The organism is Pseudomonas sp. LTJR-52, assembly GCF_003691465.1.
Taxonomy (GTDB): domain Bacteria; phylum Pseudomonadota; class Gammaproteobacteria; order Pseudomonadales; family Pseudomonadaceae; genus Chryseomonas; species Chryseomonas luteola.
Genome location: NZ_CP033105.1, coordinates 1,431,051 through 1,445,184 on the forward strand (window position 1 = coordinate 1,431,051; position 14,134 = coordinate 1,445,184).

Annotated in this window: 15 protein-coding genes and 1 pseudogene; 8 read left to right on the forward strand and 8 right to left on the reverse strand. The window is 55.7% G+C overall.

Annotated elements, in window-relative coordinates; translation table 11 throughout:
* Positions 1 to 423: 423 nt before the first annotated feature.
* Positions 424 to 1,275 (reverse strand): 3-mercaptopyruvate sulfurtransferase, encoded by an 852-nt coding sequence (gene sseA, locus EAW52_RS06530; protein WP_122041848.1) that lies wholly within the window; start codon positions 1,273 to 1,275, stop codon positions 424 to 426.
* A 204-nt stretch (positions 1,276 to 1,479) separates the two neighbouring features.
* Here sseA and epsC point away from each other — a divergent pair, with 204 nt between their 5' ends.
* On the forward strand, positions 1,480 to 2,427 hold the full coding sequence (epsC, locus tag EAW52_RS06535; protein WP_122041849.1) for a serine O-acetyltransferase EpsC: 948 nt from the start codon (positions 1,480 to 1,482) through the stop codon (positions 2,425 to 2,427).
* Positions 2,428 to 2,717: 290 nt separating this feature from the next.
* Here the strand turns inward: epsC and EAW52_RS26365 are convergent, their stop codons facing one another.
* Positions 2,718 to 2,849 carry a hypothetical protein gene (locus tag EAW52_RS26365; protein ID WP_010795460.1) on the reverse strand — a complete coding sequence of 44 codons (132 nt, stop codon included), beginning with the start codon at positions 2,847 to 2,849 and terminating at the stop codon, positions 2,718 to 2,720.
* 295 nt (positions 2,850 to 3,144) lie between these two features.
* On the opposite strand from EAW52_RS26365, the gene EAW52_RS06540 reads away from it, so the two are divergent.
* The 3 genes from EAW52_RS06540 (at position 3,145) to EAW52_RS06550 (ending at position 5,836) form a co-directional block, all read left to right on the forward strand.
* Positions 3,145 to 4,287: a hypothetical protein gene (locus EAW52_RS06540; protein ID WP_162997601.1), complete on the forward strand. Its 1,143-nt coding sequence runs from the start codon at positions 3,145 to 3,147 to the stop codon at positions 4,285 to 4,287.
* A gap of 291 nt (positions 4,288 to 4,578) precedes the next feature.
* Positions 4,579 to 5,529, forward strand: a complete 951-nt coding sequence (gene cbpA / locus EAW52_RS06545) for a curved DNA-binding protein (RefSeq protein ID WP_122041851.1) — start codon at positions 4,579 to 4,581, stop codon at positions 5,527 to 5,529.
* 1 nt (position 5,530) lies between these two features.
* Complete coding sequence (locus tag EAW52_RS06550; RefSeq protein WP_122041852.1) at positions 5,531 to 5,836, forward strand: chaperone modulator CbpM; 306 nt, start codon at positions 5,531 to 5,533, stop codon at positions 5,834 to 5,836.
* Between the two features lie 42 nt (positions 5,837 to 5,878).
* On the opposite strand, the gene EAW52_RS06555 is transcribed toward EAW52_RS06550, so the two are convergent.
* The 4 genes from EAW52_RS06555 to EAW52_RS06570 form a co-directional block, all read right to left on the reverse strand.
* Positions 5,879 to 6,571, reverse strand: a complete 693-nt coding sequence (locus EAW52_RS06555; protein ID WP_372238907.1) for a TIGR04211 family SH3 domain-containing protein — start codon at positions 6,569 to 6,571, stop codon at positions 5,879 to 5,881.
* A gap of 487 nt (positions 6,572 to 7,058) precedes the next feature.
* Complete coding sequence (locus tag EAW52_RS06560) at positions 7,059 to 7,649, reverse strand: NUDIX domain-containing protein (protein WP_010795455.1); 591 nt, start codon at positions 7,647 to 7,649, stop codon at positions 7,059 to 7,061.
* A 134-nt stretch (positions 7,650 to 7,783) separates the two neighbouring features.
* Positions 7,784 to 8,146, reverse strand: coding sequence for a hypothetical protein (locus tag EAW52_RS06565; RefSeq protein ID WP_074825039.1), 363 nt, complete (start codon positions 8,144 to 8,146; stop codon positions 7,784 to 7,786).
* Positions 8,147 to 8,281: 135 nt separating this feature from the next.
* On the reverse strand, positions 8,282 to 8,506 hold the full coding sequence (locus EAW52_RS06570; RefSeq protein WP_010795453.1) for a hypothetical protein: 225 nt from the start codon (positions 8,504 to 8,506) through the stop codon (positions 8,282 to 8,284).
* A gap of 251 nt (positions 8,507 to 8,757) precedes the next feature.
* Here EAW52_RS06570 and EAW52_RS06575 point away from each other — a divergent pair, with 251 nt between their 5' ends.
* Positions 8,758 to 9,558 (forward strand): glycosyltransferase family 9 protein, encoded by an 801-nt coding sequence (locus EAW52_RS06575; RefSeq protein WP_122041854.1) that lies wholly within the window; start codon positions 8,758 to 8,760, stop codon positions 9,556 to 9,558.
* Positions 9,559 to 9,590: 32 nt separating this feature from the next.
* Here the strand turns inward: EAW52_RS06575 and yedF are convergent, their stop codons facing one another.
* Together yedF and yedE are read right to left on the reverse strand one after the other, a co-directional pair.
* A complete protein-coding gene (gene yedF, locus EAW52_RS06580) occupies positions 9,591 to 9,863 on the reverse strand; it encodes a sulfurtransferase-like selenium metabolism protein YedF (RefSeq protein WP_074825034.1) in 273 nt (90 codons plus the stop codon).
* Entirely contained in the window at positions 9,808 to 11,055 is a 1,248-nt protein-coding gene (yedE, locus tag EAW52_RS06585) for a selenium metabolism membrane protein YedE/FdhT (RefSeq protein ID WP_122041855.1), read from the reverse strand. Before yedE ends, yedF begins: the two co-directional genes overlap by 56 nt.
* Before the next feature lie 235 nt (positions 11,056 to 11,290).
* On the opposite strand from yedE, the gene EAW52_RS06590 reads away from it, so the two are divergent.
* The 3 genes and pseudogenes from EAW52_RS06590 to EAW52_RS26765 all read left to right on the forward strand — a co-directional run.
* Positions 11,291 to 12,301 carry an AI-2E family transporter gene (locus EAW52_RS06590; protein ID WP_019364309.1) on the forward strand — a complete coding sequence of 337 codons (1,011 nt, stop codon included), beginning with the start codon at positions 11,291 to 11,293 and terminating at the stop codon, positions 12,299 to 12,301.
* A gap of 115 nt (positions 12,302 to 12,416) precedes the next feature.
* A complete protein-coding gene (locus EAW52_RS06595) occupies positions 12,417 to 12,683 on the forward strand; it encodes a DksA/TraR family C4-type zinc finger protein (RefSeq protein ID WP_019364310.1) in 267 nt (88 codons plus the stop codon).
* Between the two features lie 497 nt (positions 12,684 to 13,180).
* Positions 13,181 to 14,128, forward strand: a pseudogene (locus tag EAW52_RS26765) (cache domain-containing protein); the annotation flags it as partial.
* Positions 14,129 to 14,134 lie beyond the last annotated feature (6 nt).

Below are 14,134 nucleotides of genomic sequence, written 5' to 3' on the forward strand. Positions count from 1 at the left end.
CTCCGCGAAATCTGGAAGAGGGGGGAATATCGGGTGGGGAAGATAAGGCCGTGCAGGGTGCGATCTTCAACATTCAGGTTATTCCATTATTAAATTTATTGTGGAATTCACCCTTGTGCCTTAAGGCCAGGGTTGTACGATGACGTGCCGCGATAATGCTATCGATTCGCTACCTAAAGCAATAGCCATTTGTTCGTTTATCGCACTTGAAAGACCGTATGAGACAAATGGCTTAACTGTATGCCTGATAACACTTTTAAGTAGCACATAAGCGGCCGAGCCCTGAAACAGCGTGGCTCAGGGAAGAAGATCTGTCTTGGTCGAGACCCTAGAAAAGGCGTCTATTAGACTAAAGAATAATCTTTGGAGCCTACGCCGCGGTGGTGGGGCGGTACCGTCAGAGGAGCGATACCGCAGGAATGCTCAAGCCTGTCCTGTCGCTTTGGGGGTATCTGGGCGTGAGCCCCATTCTGTCCAGGAGCCGTCGTACAGGGCCCCTTCCGGTAGGCCTGCCACTGCCAGTCCCAGGAGAAGAACGGCTGCTGTCACGCCGCTGCCGCAACTGGTAACCACTGATCGTGAGCCATCCGCACCCGCATGTGCAAAGCGCGCGCGGAGCGTATCGACATCCTTGAACGTGCCGTCAGCATTGAGAAGGTCGGTATAAGGCAGGCTGGCGCTACCTGGAATATGCCCGGAGGCCAGGCCTGCACGCGGCTCGGGCACCGACCCCTCGAAGCGATTGGCCGCGCGCGCATCCAGTACCTGTTCGAGGCGGCTGTCGAGGTTGGCCTGGATATCGCCCAGGCCCCGTAGCATTCTGGCATGGAATGTGGCTTCGAACGTCTGGGCCGGTACGACAGGTGCCGGGCCTTGTTCTACAGGTCGATGTTCGCTCTGCCACTTGGGAAGGCCTCCATCGAGCACTGCGACCTGATCATGGCCGAAGAGGCGAAACATCCACCAGGCACGCGCTGCTGAAAACAACCCTTTCTGGTCATAAACCACAACGCGGGACTGGTTGTTGACCCCCAGCTCACCTACCAGCCGGGCGAAACGACCCTGAGAGGGCACCATGTGCGGCAGTGTCGTGTCCTGATCCGAAATCTCTTCGATATCGAAGAAGCGAGCATTAGGTAAGTGAGCAGCCTCATACTCGGCGCGTGCATGTTTCGACTCGTTAGGCAGGTAGACACTGGCATCGAATATCACCAGGTCTTTGTTGCCCAATGCGTTGGCAAGCCACTCGGTACTGACCAGGGGGCCAAACGTCATAAGAGTTCTCCTGTATGAATGTTCCACTTATGGTTGCCTTGACGCCAGGCGGTGCGGCGTTGGCAGGTCTGTCCCCATCCTATCCGATCGGGCAGGCGATGCGGTAAGGTACGAACAGGCGTTGGGGCGCGCTCGATCAGCCGCAACGTTTTATTGTCGAACCCAGGACCGGCCCGCGCCGGTTCTTTTTCCAGGAACGTGGTAATGAGCGATTCAAATGCGGTGCGGGGTAAAGCCCCGGGGATCAACTGGCAACTGGAACGAATCGTAGATGAGCTGCATGACGCTCGTAACGAATGGCGTAGCCAGCATGGCCGAACGCGAGAACTGAGCAGCCGTGAACTGCCTTCGCGAGCGGTAATGAGCGAGATCCTTGAGTCGCTCTGTAGCGCCTTGTTTCCGCTCCGTCTAGGACCCAGTGACTTACGTGCGGAAAGCGAAGACTTTTTCGTAGGGCACGTGCTGGACCGTGCGCTCAATGCTCTGTTAGGGCAGGTGCGGCTGGAGCTGTGCTATACCGCCCGACAGCGGGGGATGCCTGAATGCTTGGTCGAAGACCCGGCGCAGCGCATCGTGCAGGACTTTGCTTTGGCATTGCCTGATCTACGCCGTCTTTTGGATACCGATGTGCTGGCAGCCTACCGGGGCGATCCGGCCGCGCGCAGTGTGGATGAAGTGCTGCTGTGCTATCCCGGTATCCTGGCTGTTATCTACCATCGTCTGGCGCATCAGCTCTATCGTTCGGACCTGCCGCTACTGGCGCGCATGATTGCAGAGCTGGCTCATTCAGCCACGGGTATCGATATCCATCCAGGGGCGCAGATCGGCCCCAGCTTCTTTATCGATCATGGTACCGGCGTGGTTATCGGTGAGACAGCCATCATTGGCGAGCGGGTCCGGATCTATCAGGCAGTGACTTTAGGTGCCAAGCGCTTCCCGGCCGATGAGTCCGGTAATCTGCAAAAAGGGCATCCACGTCATCCGATCGTCGAGGACGATGTGGTGATCTACGCCGGCGCGACCATTCTGGGACGCATCACTATCGGAAAAGGCTCCACCATTGGCGGTAATGTCTGGCTGACGCGTAGTGTTCCGGCGTTCAGCAACGTGACCCAGGCCAACTTGCAAGGATGCTCCAACAGCGATCAGTAAAGGTGTCGCTCGGCAGGCTAACGCTTCAATCGCAACATGCCCTGACTGCCACAGGCATGAGGGGCACGATTGCTATCCAGGAATGATTACGCCGGATGTCGAAGGCGGCAGCCAGGCTTTCAACGCTGCTGCGTTCGGTGATTCTGATCCGTCCCCTGATGGCCAACCCGTTAGCGCATCCGTGATAGACAGGCGTTGGGAAACATCAGGCACAAAAAAAGGGTTGAAGCTATAGGCATATAGTCTTCAACCCCAAGACCGAGTAGAAGAAATCCGATCGACTGATCAGATCATGGTGAAATCGGGTCGCTGGCAGGGAAGGTTTCCTCTACGGCCTGGTCTAGCTGGTCGTCATCGACGTCACGATTATCGAGGTCTTCGTTTTCAGCGTTCTGGTTTTCGGGGTGCTTGATGTCGCTCATGTTCGTCTCCCGTTCGGGCCTTATTCAGGCGTTATCCATTAGGCCGTAAGGGCGTCGTAAGGTTCTAACCGCCCATCCATAAGGTGCCGGTCATCGCTTGGCAAAAGGCAAGACGCACATATTTTCAATCTTTCGGTTGATACCCGTCGCTGCGCTAAACGGCGAATATAGCCTCCCGATTCACAATGCCTGATCGCTAGGGTGCCCTTGCAGGTTCTTGCGCAATGGTAATGCGGTAAAGGTCTTCTAGGCCTTGCTGTACCTCTGGTGGAAATAAACATTCATGGAGAGAGCTATGTTTATCTTCAAACCGCTCGCCGCTGCCGTTCTCGCGGTGTTAGCCACGCAAGCCTTCGCTGAAAACAATACGGCCCGACAGGACCAGCACGGTGTGCTCAATACGGCTACGATCGAGCAGTCCGGCTCCGGTAACGCCGCCAAGCAGTCGCATAGCGGTTACGCCAATGAGGCTCGTCTGGCTCAGGCCAATAGCCAAGCCGGTACTGCACAGCAGGCACAGGCGGGCAATTACAACGTTGCGACTGTCGAGCAGGCTGACTCGACCAATGCCTATTCCAACCAATACCAGTATGGCTGGAACAATCAGGCGTCGGTCTCCCAGCAAGCTTCCGAATCGGCTTCAGTCAACCAGAGCCAGACAGGCACTGCCAACGAAGCTGAAACCGAGCAACTAAACACGACCCAGGCAACCTCCCGGATTACGCAAAACGGCAATACTCATTGGGCCCATACGCTGCAGGAAGGGGCCGTGGCCAGTGAAGTATCCGTTAATCAACAGGGCGACAATCACACCGCTCTGCTGTGGCAGCGGGACGGCTCCAGTAACGTTGCGACGGTCATTCAGACAGGGAACGATACCTCCGCCAATATCTACCAGCTGGACAGCCAGGGTTCCGTGGCCACGCTTGAGGTCAGTGGTGTGAATACCTCGGCCTATGTCACCCAGCGCGGTACGCAGCAGCAAGCCGCTGTTCGTATCGACGGTCAGAATGGCGGCGCCCTGGTCACTCAGGAAGGCAGCAATAACGACGCAGACACTACCCAGAGTGGTGTCTCGAACAGTATCGATGCTTTCCAGGCAGGTGACTGGCAGGCCGCTCAGCTCAGCCAGGTGGGTGACTACAACATTGCGACCGCCAACCAGACCGGGACCGGTAACGAGTTCTATGCCGACCAGACCGGCAACAGTAACGTCCTGTACGGCACGCAAGAGGGTAGCGACAACATCCTGAGCGCTTCGACCGAAGGCTCGCTCAATGAAATCATCATCGGGCAGCAGGGCGATCGTAACGTGGCGTATCTCAGCCAGCTGAGCGGATCGGATAACCACAGCACGCTACAGCAGACCGGTGCTGATCTACGGGTCAACCTGAGCCAATCCGGCACAGGCAACCGCGTCAATCTGATTCAGCAGTAAAACTGATCCTCCCTCGCGCACCGCCTTCGCACCGCCTTCGCACAGGCGGTGCGCGCCTGAAGCCGCTTGGCAAACGGCTGCCTTCCGTGTCTTTTTCGCAACCGGCACTGGATTCCTGGCGTACTGTCCACATCTTTATCGAAGGGTGTTTGTGTCGTGCACTGACCTGTATCAGCGCCATACCGGGCTGATAGGGCGATGGTTATAGACAGGCACGATCACCGGGCAGCGGCAGGCCTGTCATGGCTGTCTGCTTTTGACTGTTGTCGATTGACGAGACGGTGAGGTTCGATGGAATTCAAAGATTATTATGCGCTACTGGGCGTCGACCCGGGCGCAGACGAAAAAGCGATCAAGACCGCATACCGCAAGCTGGCGCGCAAATATCATCCAGATGTCAGCAAAGAGCCGGATGCGGAAAACAAATTCAAGGAAGTCTCCGAGGCCTATGAGGTTCTCAGAGATCCGGAAAAACGAGCCGAATACGATCAACTACGCCAGTACGGCCGGGCCGGGCAGCAGTTCGAGCCGCCGCCAGGCTGGGAGTTCAACGGCAATTTTGGCGGAGGAGGAGACGGGCAGTACGAGCGGCATTTTTCCGATTTCTTCGAATCTGTTTTTGGTGCCCGACCCGGTAGTGGGCGCGGCCAGGAGCGTAGTGCCGGACGAAGAGGGCAGGATGTGGAAATGGAACTGCCGTTGTTTCTCGAAGACACGCTGTCGGACGAGCCGCGGACCATCAACTATCGGGTGCCTAGCTATAGTGCGAACGGGCTGCGTCACGAGAGCGTACCCAAGAGCCTGAACGTACGTATTCCGGCAGGCGTGACCGATGGCGAGCGAATCCGGTTGAAAGGGCGGGGCGCCCCAGGGCTCAATGGCGGACCCGACGGCGATCTTTATCTGGTTGTCCGGCTGGTTCCTCATCCACTCTTCGATGTCGACGGGCATGACCTGCTTCTGACCGTTCCGCTTGCGCCCTGGGAAGCTGCACTGGGCGCCAAGGTAACTGTCCCCACCTTGAGCGGAAAACTGCAATTGACCGTTCCGGCCAACAGCCAGGCGGGGCAGCGTTTACGTCTCAAGGGTAAGGGATTACGAACCCGGAAGGGCGGCGCAGGAGACCTGTACGCCGTGATCAAGATTGTCATGCCCAAGACTCATGATGAGGCTACTCGGAAACTATGGGAGCAATTGGCAAACAAGGCCAGCTTCAACCCCAGAAGTGAGTGGAGGGACTGAGATGACCACCGTAATCGTGGAATTTGACATCAAAGAGATCAGCCAGCTGGTCGATACGCCAGTGATTCACATCGTCGAGCTTGTCGAGCATGGCATCGTCGAGCCACGCGGGCCGCGACCAGAAGTATGGGTATTCGACCTGCCAGCGTTGCATACGGTACGTCGTGCCGTACGGCTGCAACGAGAGCTTGAGCTGGACTGGGCGGGCATCGCACTGGCGCTCGACCTGCTGACCCAGGTAGAAACCCTGCGTATGGAAAACCGCATGCTCAGGCAGCGGCTTGCCCGCTTTGTGCTTGATGAGTAAAAGGAGGGCTCCAGGCACATATGTTGTGCTGGAGCCTGCCCTTTAGAACCAGCGATCGTTGCGCTTTCTGCGACCCGCAAATGACGGCAGGATCAAACCTGCCAACAGGCCGGCTCCGGCAATACTGCCTCCGTAAACGAGATAGCGCATCATGGCATCTTTGTTCTCATCACCCAGGCGCGCCTTAACGCTGCGAAGTTCGGACTGTGCGTCGGTCAGTTCAGCATCTAGCTGGCGCCGGGTCTGCTCAAGTTCATCTATGCGTGCTTTGCGGGCGTCCATGGTTTCCTGCATGCCCTGAACGCGGGATTTCCAGCTGTCATCGATCGTCTTGAGCTTGCTGCTTAGCTCGTTTACCTGCTGTTCCAGTTGCGGTACACGCTCTACCGGGCCTGGCTGTTCCTGCAGTTCGCTGGAGCGAATCCATACCAGATCACCGCTTTCGCCTCGGATCTGGCTGTAATCACCTTGGGTGTTAACCAGCTCGACTTTCTGGCCGGACTTGAGTGATCCAACGATACGATAGCCATCGGTCGGGCCGCTGCGAACATAAGTGGACAGCGTATCGCTGACCCAACGGTCAGCCGCCTTGTTTTCCTGGGCCTGTACTTGACCCAGACCTGCTGTAAGGGCTGCTCCGAGCAAACAGGCGCTCCAGGTAGAGCCTTTGGAAAAAATGCGTGTGCCCTTGGCTAACGGGGTACGAGAAAAAAGGGCTGCGAGAAAAGTGGGCATAGGCATTAAATGGTCATGTAATAAAAGTATGAGAGCCTGGACAAAAGGCCATCTTTTGGAAAGGGCCGTACCGTAACAAGCCTGGCCTATGATCAGCAATCACCTCATGCAGAGTTTGTGCATGGAGCACGCCGCGCAGGAGTCGTCAAACAGGGTATATGCCAAATTCTGGCTAGAACCTGAACGATCCACACCTTTTCAGGCCAGTAAGCCGGAATATTATTTCCTGATGCGTCTATCCGGTGCTTGCATATCACGGGCTTGCCAGCATATTGGCTGGCCACTGATTCAACTGATAAGAGGTGTGCGACCTCCTGCAAACGCAGAGGTTTCTGCCTTTGCAGGAGAGGGGTCTAAAAGTGTGAAACGGCTTGAAAATCTGGTTAAAGCACGTCCTGGCCATGTTCAACGAAGAGCATGGTCGTAGGCCGCAAGGTCTGCAGCAGGATATTCGCTTTGAGAGGCAGATTAGCCATGTGTACGATGTCTAGCGCTTAGGGAACAAGTAGAGCGCTGCATAGTGCACCAGCATAATGGTCTTGGCGTCCAGAATGCGTCCGGCGCGAATCATGTCTAGCAATTCATCGAAGCCAAACTCCATCACTTCGATGTCCTCACCTTCATCAGCCAGCCCACCCCCTTCGCTTCTATGTGTATCGCTATCGTATTCTGCCGCGAAGAAGTAAAGTTTTTCTGTGACCGAGCCCGGGCTCATGTAGGCTTCGAACAGCTTGGTGACATGATGGAGGTGGTATCCCGTTTCCTCTTCGATTTCAGCGCGGATGCGCTCTTCAGGCGCGGCGTTGTCGAGCAGGCCGGCCGGCGTTTCGATCAACATGCCATCAGGAATGCCATTGAGATAGGTCGGCAGGCGGAACTGTCGGATCAGCACAATGGTACGGCGCTCCAGGTTGTACAACAGTACCGTCGCGCCGTTGCCGCGGTCGTAGGTCTCACGGGTGTGCTGCTGTCGTGATCCATCACGCCGCTGGTAATCCAGGGTGTACTTGGTCAGCACGCCCCAGTCATTGGCAAGAATCTGTGAGTCGAGGATACGGATGGGCGAGGAGTCGGTCATGAAGAGTTCTCGAAAGAGGGTATTCAGGCGGGCTGATGCCGGGCTCAGGTGCTGGGTATTGATGAGCATGCCAGTGCATCTTGGCAGCGGTGTGTCAGAAGGGAAACCGGCGCGGTAGCCGGTTTCCTGAGCCGTTATGGTTTGGCTATATGCCAGACACCACCCTTGCCATCGCCAGTCTTGTCACCAGCCTTTTTGTCCTGGACGAAGGTATACAGCGGCTTGCCCTTGTAGGTCCACTGCATGGCGCCATCTTCGCGCTCGATCACGGTCCAGGCATCCGAAGGCTTGCTACCAGCCTCTACCTTGAGCGGCGGCCAATTTTCCGCGCATTTGCCATTGCAACTGGAAACTCCTTCAGTGTCCTTGTCGTAGGTATATAGCGTTCTGCCCTGGTCATCGACCAGAACACCATTTTTTTCCATCGCTGGGGAGGCTGCCAGCGCAGCGCTGGAGGCCAGAAGGGCAGTTACAGCAAACAGGGCTTTGACAGTCATGGTGGTCTCCATGGATAAACAACTTGTTATAAGCAGTTTCTTTGTCACCTACACACGGACCGGCGGTGCCGGGTAGTGTTCCTTACAGGTTCGGCTCCAGGGATTTTTTGACATGCCTTGTATAATGCTTCTCATCTATAACGTGGCAACCAGTTTGCCAATGGCGTCCAGTGCCAGCGCAAGCAGGGCGGCAATCCCGACAGAGCCTATAACCAGAGCCTTACCCCACCATACGCCCCATTTCACAAGGCCGGCCACAATGCCAACAGCGCAAAGCAGCAGCCCGAGCTGAAGATAGTAGGTCGTCCAGGCCAGGGTCTGAATGAACAGCAGCCATAGCTCGTTGAGTTCCTGGTACATCAAGCGCTCCGGTATCCGATCAGCCCACACTATTGCACGTCTGGCTGAAAAGCCGTGTGCCCCTGTGGTTACTCTGTGACGATGCTGTCGACAGCATCGCTCAGAACCGATGGAAATACCCGCTTACACCCTTGAAAGGTGTCTGCTTAACGAAACGCTTACGAATGCAGTTTGGTTAAGCAAATCTTAAGGATGAGCCTGCTAGTCTCCTGGCACATTTTGGGTTCGGCATTACATTCGGGAGAAATCGAATGGGATGGGGTGACGAGCTGATGGCTGCGGGTCAGGCCCGCGTGCATTATGAAAAGACACGGCAGAAAGTGGTTTTCGTGGATTGTGAGGGGCAGCCGCGCTGGTCGGAGATCTGGGAGAATAATCCCTATATTCTCAAACAGCCGGAGCCAGGGTGCGTCACGATATGCAACGCACCCAAGAGCCGTCCGTATATCTACCGCAAGAACAAGAAGGTCTGCGAGTGGCAGGTCTTTGAGCTGGTGCCTGGCGAGATATTTTTCTCTGCCCAGGAACTGGCGTTCGGTCGACAACATGCCCAGGGCTCGATTGTCATTGAGCCCCATACCAAGGTGACCGATTCCAACAAGGCCTGGCTCTGGGAGCGTTGGGAACAGCTGGCTCGGTGCGGCTTCGACTTCGTGCAGTTGGGGCCGGAGGGAACCCGGCTGCTTCCAGGGGTACGGCATGTCGTGACGGCCAGTTTTCGCGAAGCGGCGGCCGTACTGGCTCACGCCCGGGGTTTTGTTGGGGCTGAAGGCGGAATGCACCATGCTGCTGCAGCGGTTTCGACGCCAGCCGTTGTGCTGTTTTCAGAGTTTATTTCGCCACGGGTCACGGGTTACCTGGGCCATATCAATCTGTATCAAGGCAAGACGCCGTTGGGTAATGGCGCACGGCTGCCTTGCAAAAAGTGCCGGGCGTCCATGCAGGCGATCACTGTCGATCAGGTAGTGTCGGCATTGAATGAACTGATGTCAGTCGGCTCAGCCATAAGGCCCGGTGTTGCCATGGCGCACCGAGTGGCTGCCGAGGCGTAAGTCGAATGGGGGCCTCTAGAGAGGCCTCCTGACTACACGGTAACGCTGGCTGCCGTCTGGCCTGCCTTTTCCGCAGGGACCTCAATCAGGAAGCGGAACAGCGAGCCATGCTGCTCGACGCTACGGCACAGATAGCCATAGCGTTGGGTATCCTCTGGAATGCCATGTACCGACTGCGCACAGTCGGTAATGACTTCGAGCAATTGACCAGCCTGCATCGTTTCCAGAGTTTCCAGTGTAGCGATGGCGTTATAGGGGCAGTGTTCGCCCCTCAGGTCGAGAGACAGATCCGGTTGTGTGCTCATGGACTCTCCTGGAGGTGCCGAAACGGCGAGCGTTAAGTTGAATCAATAGCAGGGTGATGCCCAGGCCGATAAAGGTCAGTAGCAAACCATAGCCAGGGCCGACGGCTTTCAGTAAGTCGATCTTAGGATAAGGAAGCGCCAGTGCATTACCCAGCTCGTCCCAATACACTGCCACCAACGTACCGCCAATCACATTGCCCAGGCCCACTACCCAGAAGTGCACCTGTCCTTCCACGGCGCGGTACATCCAGCCGGTCTCGCAGCCACCGGCCAATACGATGCCGATGCCAAAGAGCAGGCCGCCAATGATGGCGTTCGGGCCCATCCAGAAAATCTTGGGCGCAACGCCCAGCTGAATTGCACCAAAGGTGCCAATGGACGCAACCGCCATCCCCAACAGAATCCCTTGGGCAGCCCGAGTGCGGCCGGTCGTCCAGATGTCACGGGCGGCGCTGGTAAAGCAGATCTGAGCCCGCTCGATCAGGGTACCGAACAAGAGTCCGAATACGCAGGCGATACCCAATACAAAGGAGGCTTCGAATCGCCAGGCAGCCAGCAGTGCCGCGGCACACAGTACGGTGATGCCCAGGCGGGATTGTGTTCTGGCCCGGCGTGCAAGCGCATCTGGGGAAGGCATGGGCGAGCGGGTTTTGCCAACCTTGAGTGGCGCTCTCAGAAAGGGCAGCAGGCTGAGCTTTACCCCTATCCAGGCTCCTGCGACAGTCGCCAGCATGAAAGCCCAGGCATGTAGGGAGAACATCGGAATGCCGGTAAAAAAGGCGGCCAGGTTACATCCCATGGCCAGGCGAGCACCGAAGCCTGCAACGATCCCACCAATCAATCCCTGCAGCAGGCGCCTACGACTGGTAGGCCAGCGCCAGCCCACATTGCCTGCGAACAACGCCATGCTCAAGGCACCGAGAAACATGCCGGCAATCATGACGCCATCGATCCGGTCCAGCGGGGTGCCCTGCAAACCGATAAGCTTGAAATAGCTCCATTCCTCAGGATGGAGGCCGAACCAGGACAGTACATGTCCTCCCCAACGGGTAAATTCTCCGGTGACGGCCCAGAACGTATGGGTGAGCGTGAAGTAATACGCCGAAAGGACACCCAAGGCGACCAGTGTCGGAAGGGGAGCCCAGAAGCGGACAAGGTACGTTTGACGAAAATGAGCGAGACCGGCGAACACGTGGCAAAGCCTCTGAAAGGGAAACGCGTAGTATAGAGCAACCCTTCATTTTGTAGTGGCTTTAGGCGTTATGCCGTCGAATTTTGAAAGACCCGGACATGAACGGTATTTCCCGCGCAGGCCCTTAACAGGGCACAATAGAGGTTGCGCAAGAGCCGTAGTCACCTCTGTTTTACGATAATGATTGATGGAATGGATTGCCTCCTTGAGGCTGCCTTATAACGCATAGGACATCATGCCCGTATTTACGCCTCGTCAGATTCTTCTGGTTAGCTGGTTCGTTATTCTGGCCAGCCTCATGTTGGTTTTTCCGCTTGGATTGGTCCCTAGTCTATTTGCCGGTCTGCTGGTCTTTGAACTGGCCAATATGCTGGAGCCTCGCCTGCAGGGGCTTATTTCCGGTGATCGTGCCCGTATCGTGGCGGTAGCCCTGCTGGTGACCCTGGTTGTCTGTGTCCTGGTTGTATTCTTTGCGGGCGCGATCAGTTTTGTACTGCATGAAGTCCGTAATCCGGGCAGTCTGATCGATAAATTCATGGCGCTCACCGAGCGTGCCCGTGGGCAACTTCCGATGGCGCTCGATAAATACCTGCCCGCCAGCGCTGAGGATTTTCGTCACTCGGTCAATGAGTGGCTGGGTGCTCACCTGGGTGAGCTGCAGACCATTGGCAAGGATGCCATACACACCTTTGTCACCCTCGTAATTGGCCTGATCCTGGGCGCTGCCGTTGCCTTGCAGCGCAAGCGCAGCAGAGCCCAGGAACGTCCGCTGTCCACCGCGCTGCTGGACCGTGTGGCGCTGCTGTCAGAGGCGTTTCGCAACGTGGTTTTTGCCCAGGTAAAGATCTCTTTTATCAATACCATTCTGACAGCCGTCTTTCTTGCGGGTGTGTTACCGCTCTGTGGCATCCATTTGCCCCTGATCAAGACAATGATCGTAGCGACCTTCATTCTGGGGCTGCTGCCCGTGATCGGGAATTTGCTCTCTAATACCCTGATTCTGATCGTAGGGCTGTCGGTTTCTCTGTGGGTGGCAGTATCCGTAGGGTGCTATCTGGTCGCTATCCACAAGCTTGAGTATTTCCTCAATGCGCGCATTGTCGGAGGGCAGATCAAGGCCCGCTCCTGGGAGTTACTGTTAGCCATGCTGGTTTTTGAATCGGCTTTCGGCCTACCAGGACTTGTGGCTGCGCCTATTTATTACGCCTATCTCAAAAGTGAGCTGACACGAGCAGATCTGGTGTAAACGAGTCATAGGATGTCATTGGTCGGCTACGGTAAATGACGTTGCGCTGGCCTCTTGTTATAGGTGCAGATGTACCCATATCAACAGGATGTCTCACAGCTAATGGGAGAGTCCTATGGCCAGTGGTTGGGCAAACGACGGTGCGGTTCAAGAGCAGATCGACAGCACCATTGAAGATGCTATCCAGCGTGCCCGAAGCCAGATGGCGCGTGGTGAAAGCCTGACGCACTGCGAAGAGTGCGATGCGGTTATTCCCGAGGCTCGCCGCCAGGCAGTAAAGGGCGTGCGCTTGTGCGTTAACTGTCAGGCCGCGCACGACAAGGAGCAGGCCAGATTCAGCGGCTATAACCGACGCGGCAGTAAGGATAGTCAGCTACGCTAAAGAGTAGTAGGAGCAAGGCAGTAGAGTCACCTTGCTGCTCGTTAAAGCCTTATAAATGCAGGGCTCGCTACTGCACGTTACGCGTACTTCATGGAGTCTATTGACGTTGCCTTTGTTAAAAGGCAACTCCTTATTGTCCGGTTTTTATTGTTGCCGTCAGTCACCCGCTCTCCAAAAACCATTCTCTCCCCGTAAAGTTCTTCTTCTGTTCGTCGATACGCGTTGCACTACTTATTCGTTTACTCAAAGAACGTCTAGACGCTAGCTATGCCCTTGCATTTAGGGTTACCGCTTAACCATCTCCAGATCTCTTTGCAGCATCTCTTCCAGTCGCGGAATTCGAGGCACGTTACGTTATGCGTCTTTGGCGAAACAGTATCCAGTGGCAGCTTATCCTGAGCATGGGCGCCGCCTTGGTCATTAGCAGCTTGGTTGTAATCGGTATCTATGCCTATGCCTTGAATCGGTTAACCGATCGTTATCTGCTTCAAGAGGCTATGCCGACCAGTGTCAAAGCGATTCGAAATGATCTTGAGCGAGTACTGACTGTCCCGCTGACCACGGCCAGTAATATGGCCAACAATACATTGATTGCCGACTGGTTGAGTGCTGGCGAAGCTGTCGAGCAACAGCCTCAGTTCGTACATTATTTATCGAATCTCCAACAGCATTACAACGCGCTCGTGTCCTTTATCATCTCCAAGGATTCCGGCCATTATTTTACGAACAAAGGCTTGGATATCACGCTCAAACCTGGCGAAGCGAACAGCAAGTGGTTTTATGACTTTCTGGCGAGCGGACAACAGCGTTTGATCGTGATCGACATTGATAACAATACTCATATGCCCACCTTATTTATTGATGAGCGTATCGAGCGCGACGGCCGCCTGTTGGGTGTAGTAGGGCTAGGCTTCAGCCTGACAGCATTGTCAGACATGATTCGTGACTTCCGTTTTGGCCAGCAGGGTCAGGTATATTTAGTCAGTCCAGACGGCAAGGTGAAAATCCATCCCCAAGCCGAACTCAATGACAAGAAGATGCTTGAGCAGTTAGTAGGAACCGGACCCGCCCAGCAACTGATTGCCAAGGCAAAAGGCGCTGACAGTCAGGCTGTGATGTTTGAGCGAGATGGCCAGGAATACGTAGCGGTAGCTGAGCCAGTCGAGTCGCTTGGATGGACGCTGGTTAGCGAGGTGCCGCTTTCGGAGGTGTATGGTCCTGCCCAAAAGGCTTTGCTTGTCATTTCAGGTATTAGTCTGGCCGTTGTTCTGGCGTTTCTGGGACTGGTTGTCTGGATGGCGCGCAGTATCGTTCGGCCGATTCGTCAGGTAACAACCGCGCTGATTGATATTGGTAGCGGTGATGGCGATCTAACGCGTCGGCTTGATGAAAGCCGTGCGAACGAATTGGGTGATCTGGCGCGTGGCTTTAATCGATTTGTTGAAAGTTTG

What these genes read in the sequence shown, in the direction of transcription:
- sseA (WP_122041848.1), bottom strand. Translation starts at nt 1,275, where the DNA reads ATGACGTTTGGCCCCCTGGTCAGTACCGAGTGGCTTGCCAACGCATTG.
- epsC (WP_122041849.1), top strand. Translation starts at nt 1,480, where the DNA reads ATGAGCGATTCAAATGCGGTGCGGGGTAAAGCCCCGGGGATCAACTGG.
- EAW52_RS26365 (WP_010795460.1), bottom strand. Translation starts at nt 2,849, where the DNA reads ATGAGCGACATCAAGCACCCCGAAAACCAGAACGCTGAAAACGAAGAC.
- EAW52_RS06540 (WP_162997601.1), top strand. Translation starts at nt 3,145, where the DNA reads ATGTTTATCTTCAAACCGCTCGCCGCTGCCGTTCTCGCGGTGTTAGCC.
- cbpA (WP_122041851.1), top strand. Translation starts at nt 4,579, where the DNA reads ATGGAATTCAAAGATTATTATGCGCTACTGGGCGTCGACCCGGGCGCA.
- EAW52_RS06550 (WP_122041852.1), top strand. Translation starts at nt 5,531, where the DNA reads ATGACCACCGTAATCGTGGAATTTGACATCAAAGAGATCAGCCAGCTG.
- EAW52_RS06555 (WP_372238907.1), bottom strand. Translation starts at nt 6,571, where the DNA reads ATGCCCACTTTTCTCGCAGCCCTTTTTTCTCGTACCCCGTTAGCCAAG.
- EAW52_RS06560 (WP_010795455.1), bottom strand. Translation starts at nt 7,649, where the DNA reads ATGACCGACTCCTCGCCCATCCGTATCCTCGACTCACAGATTCTTGCC.
- EAW52_RS06565 (WP_074825039.1), bottom strand. Translation starts at nt 8,146, where the DNA reads ATGACTGTCAAAGCCCTGTTTGCTGTAACTGCCCTTCTGGCCTCCAGC.
- EAW52_RS06570 (WP_010795453.1), bottom strand. Translation starts at nt 8,506, where the DNA reads ATGTACCAGGAACTCAACGAGCTATGGCTGCTGTTCATTCAGACCCTG.
- EAW52_RS06575 (WP_122041854.1), top strand. Translation starts at nt 8,758, where the DNA reads ATGGGATGGGGTGACGAGCTGATGGCTGCGGGTCAGGCCCGCGTGCAT.
- yedF (WP_074825034.1), bottom strand. Translation starts at nt 9,863, where the DNA reads ATGAGCACACAACCGGATCTGTCTCTCGACCTGAGGGGCGAACACTGC.
- EAW52_RS06590 (WP_019364309.1), top strand. Translation starts at nt 11,291, where the DNA reads ATGCCCGTATTTACGCCTCGTCAGATTCTTCTGGTTAGCTGGTTCGTT.
- EAW52_RS06595 (WP_019364310.1), top strand. Translation starts at nt 12,417, where the DNA reads ATGGCCAGTGGTTGGGCAAACGACGGTGCGGTTCAAGAGCAGATCGAC.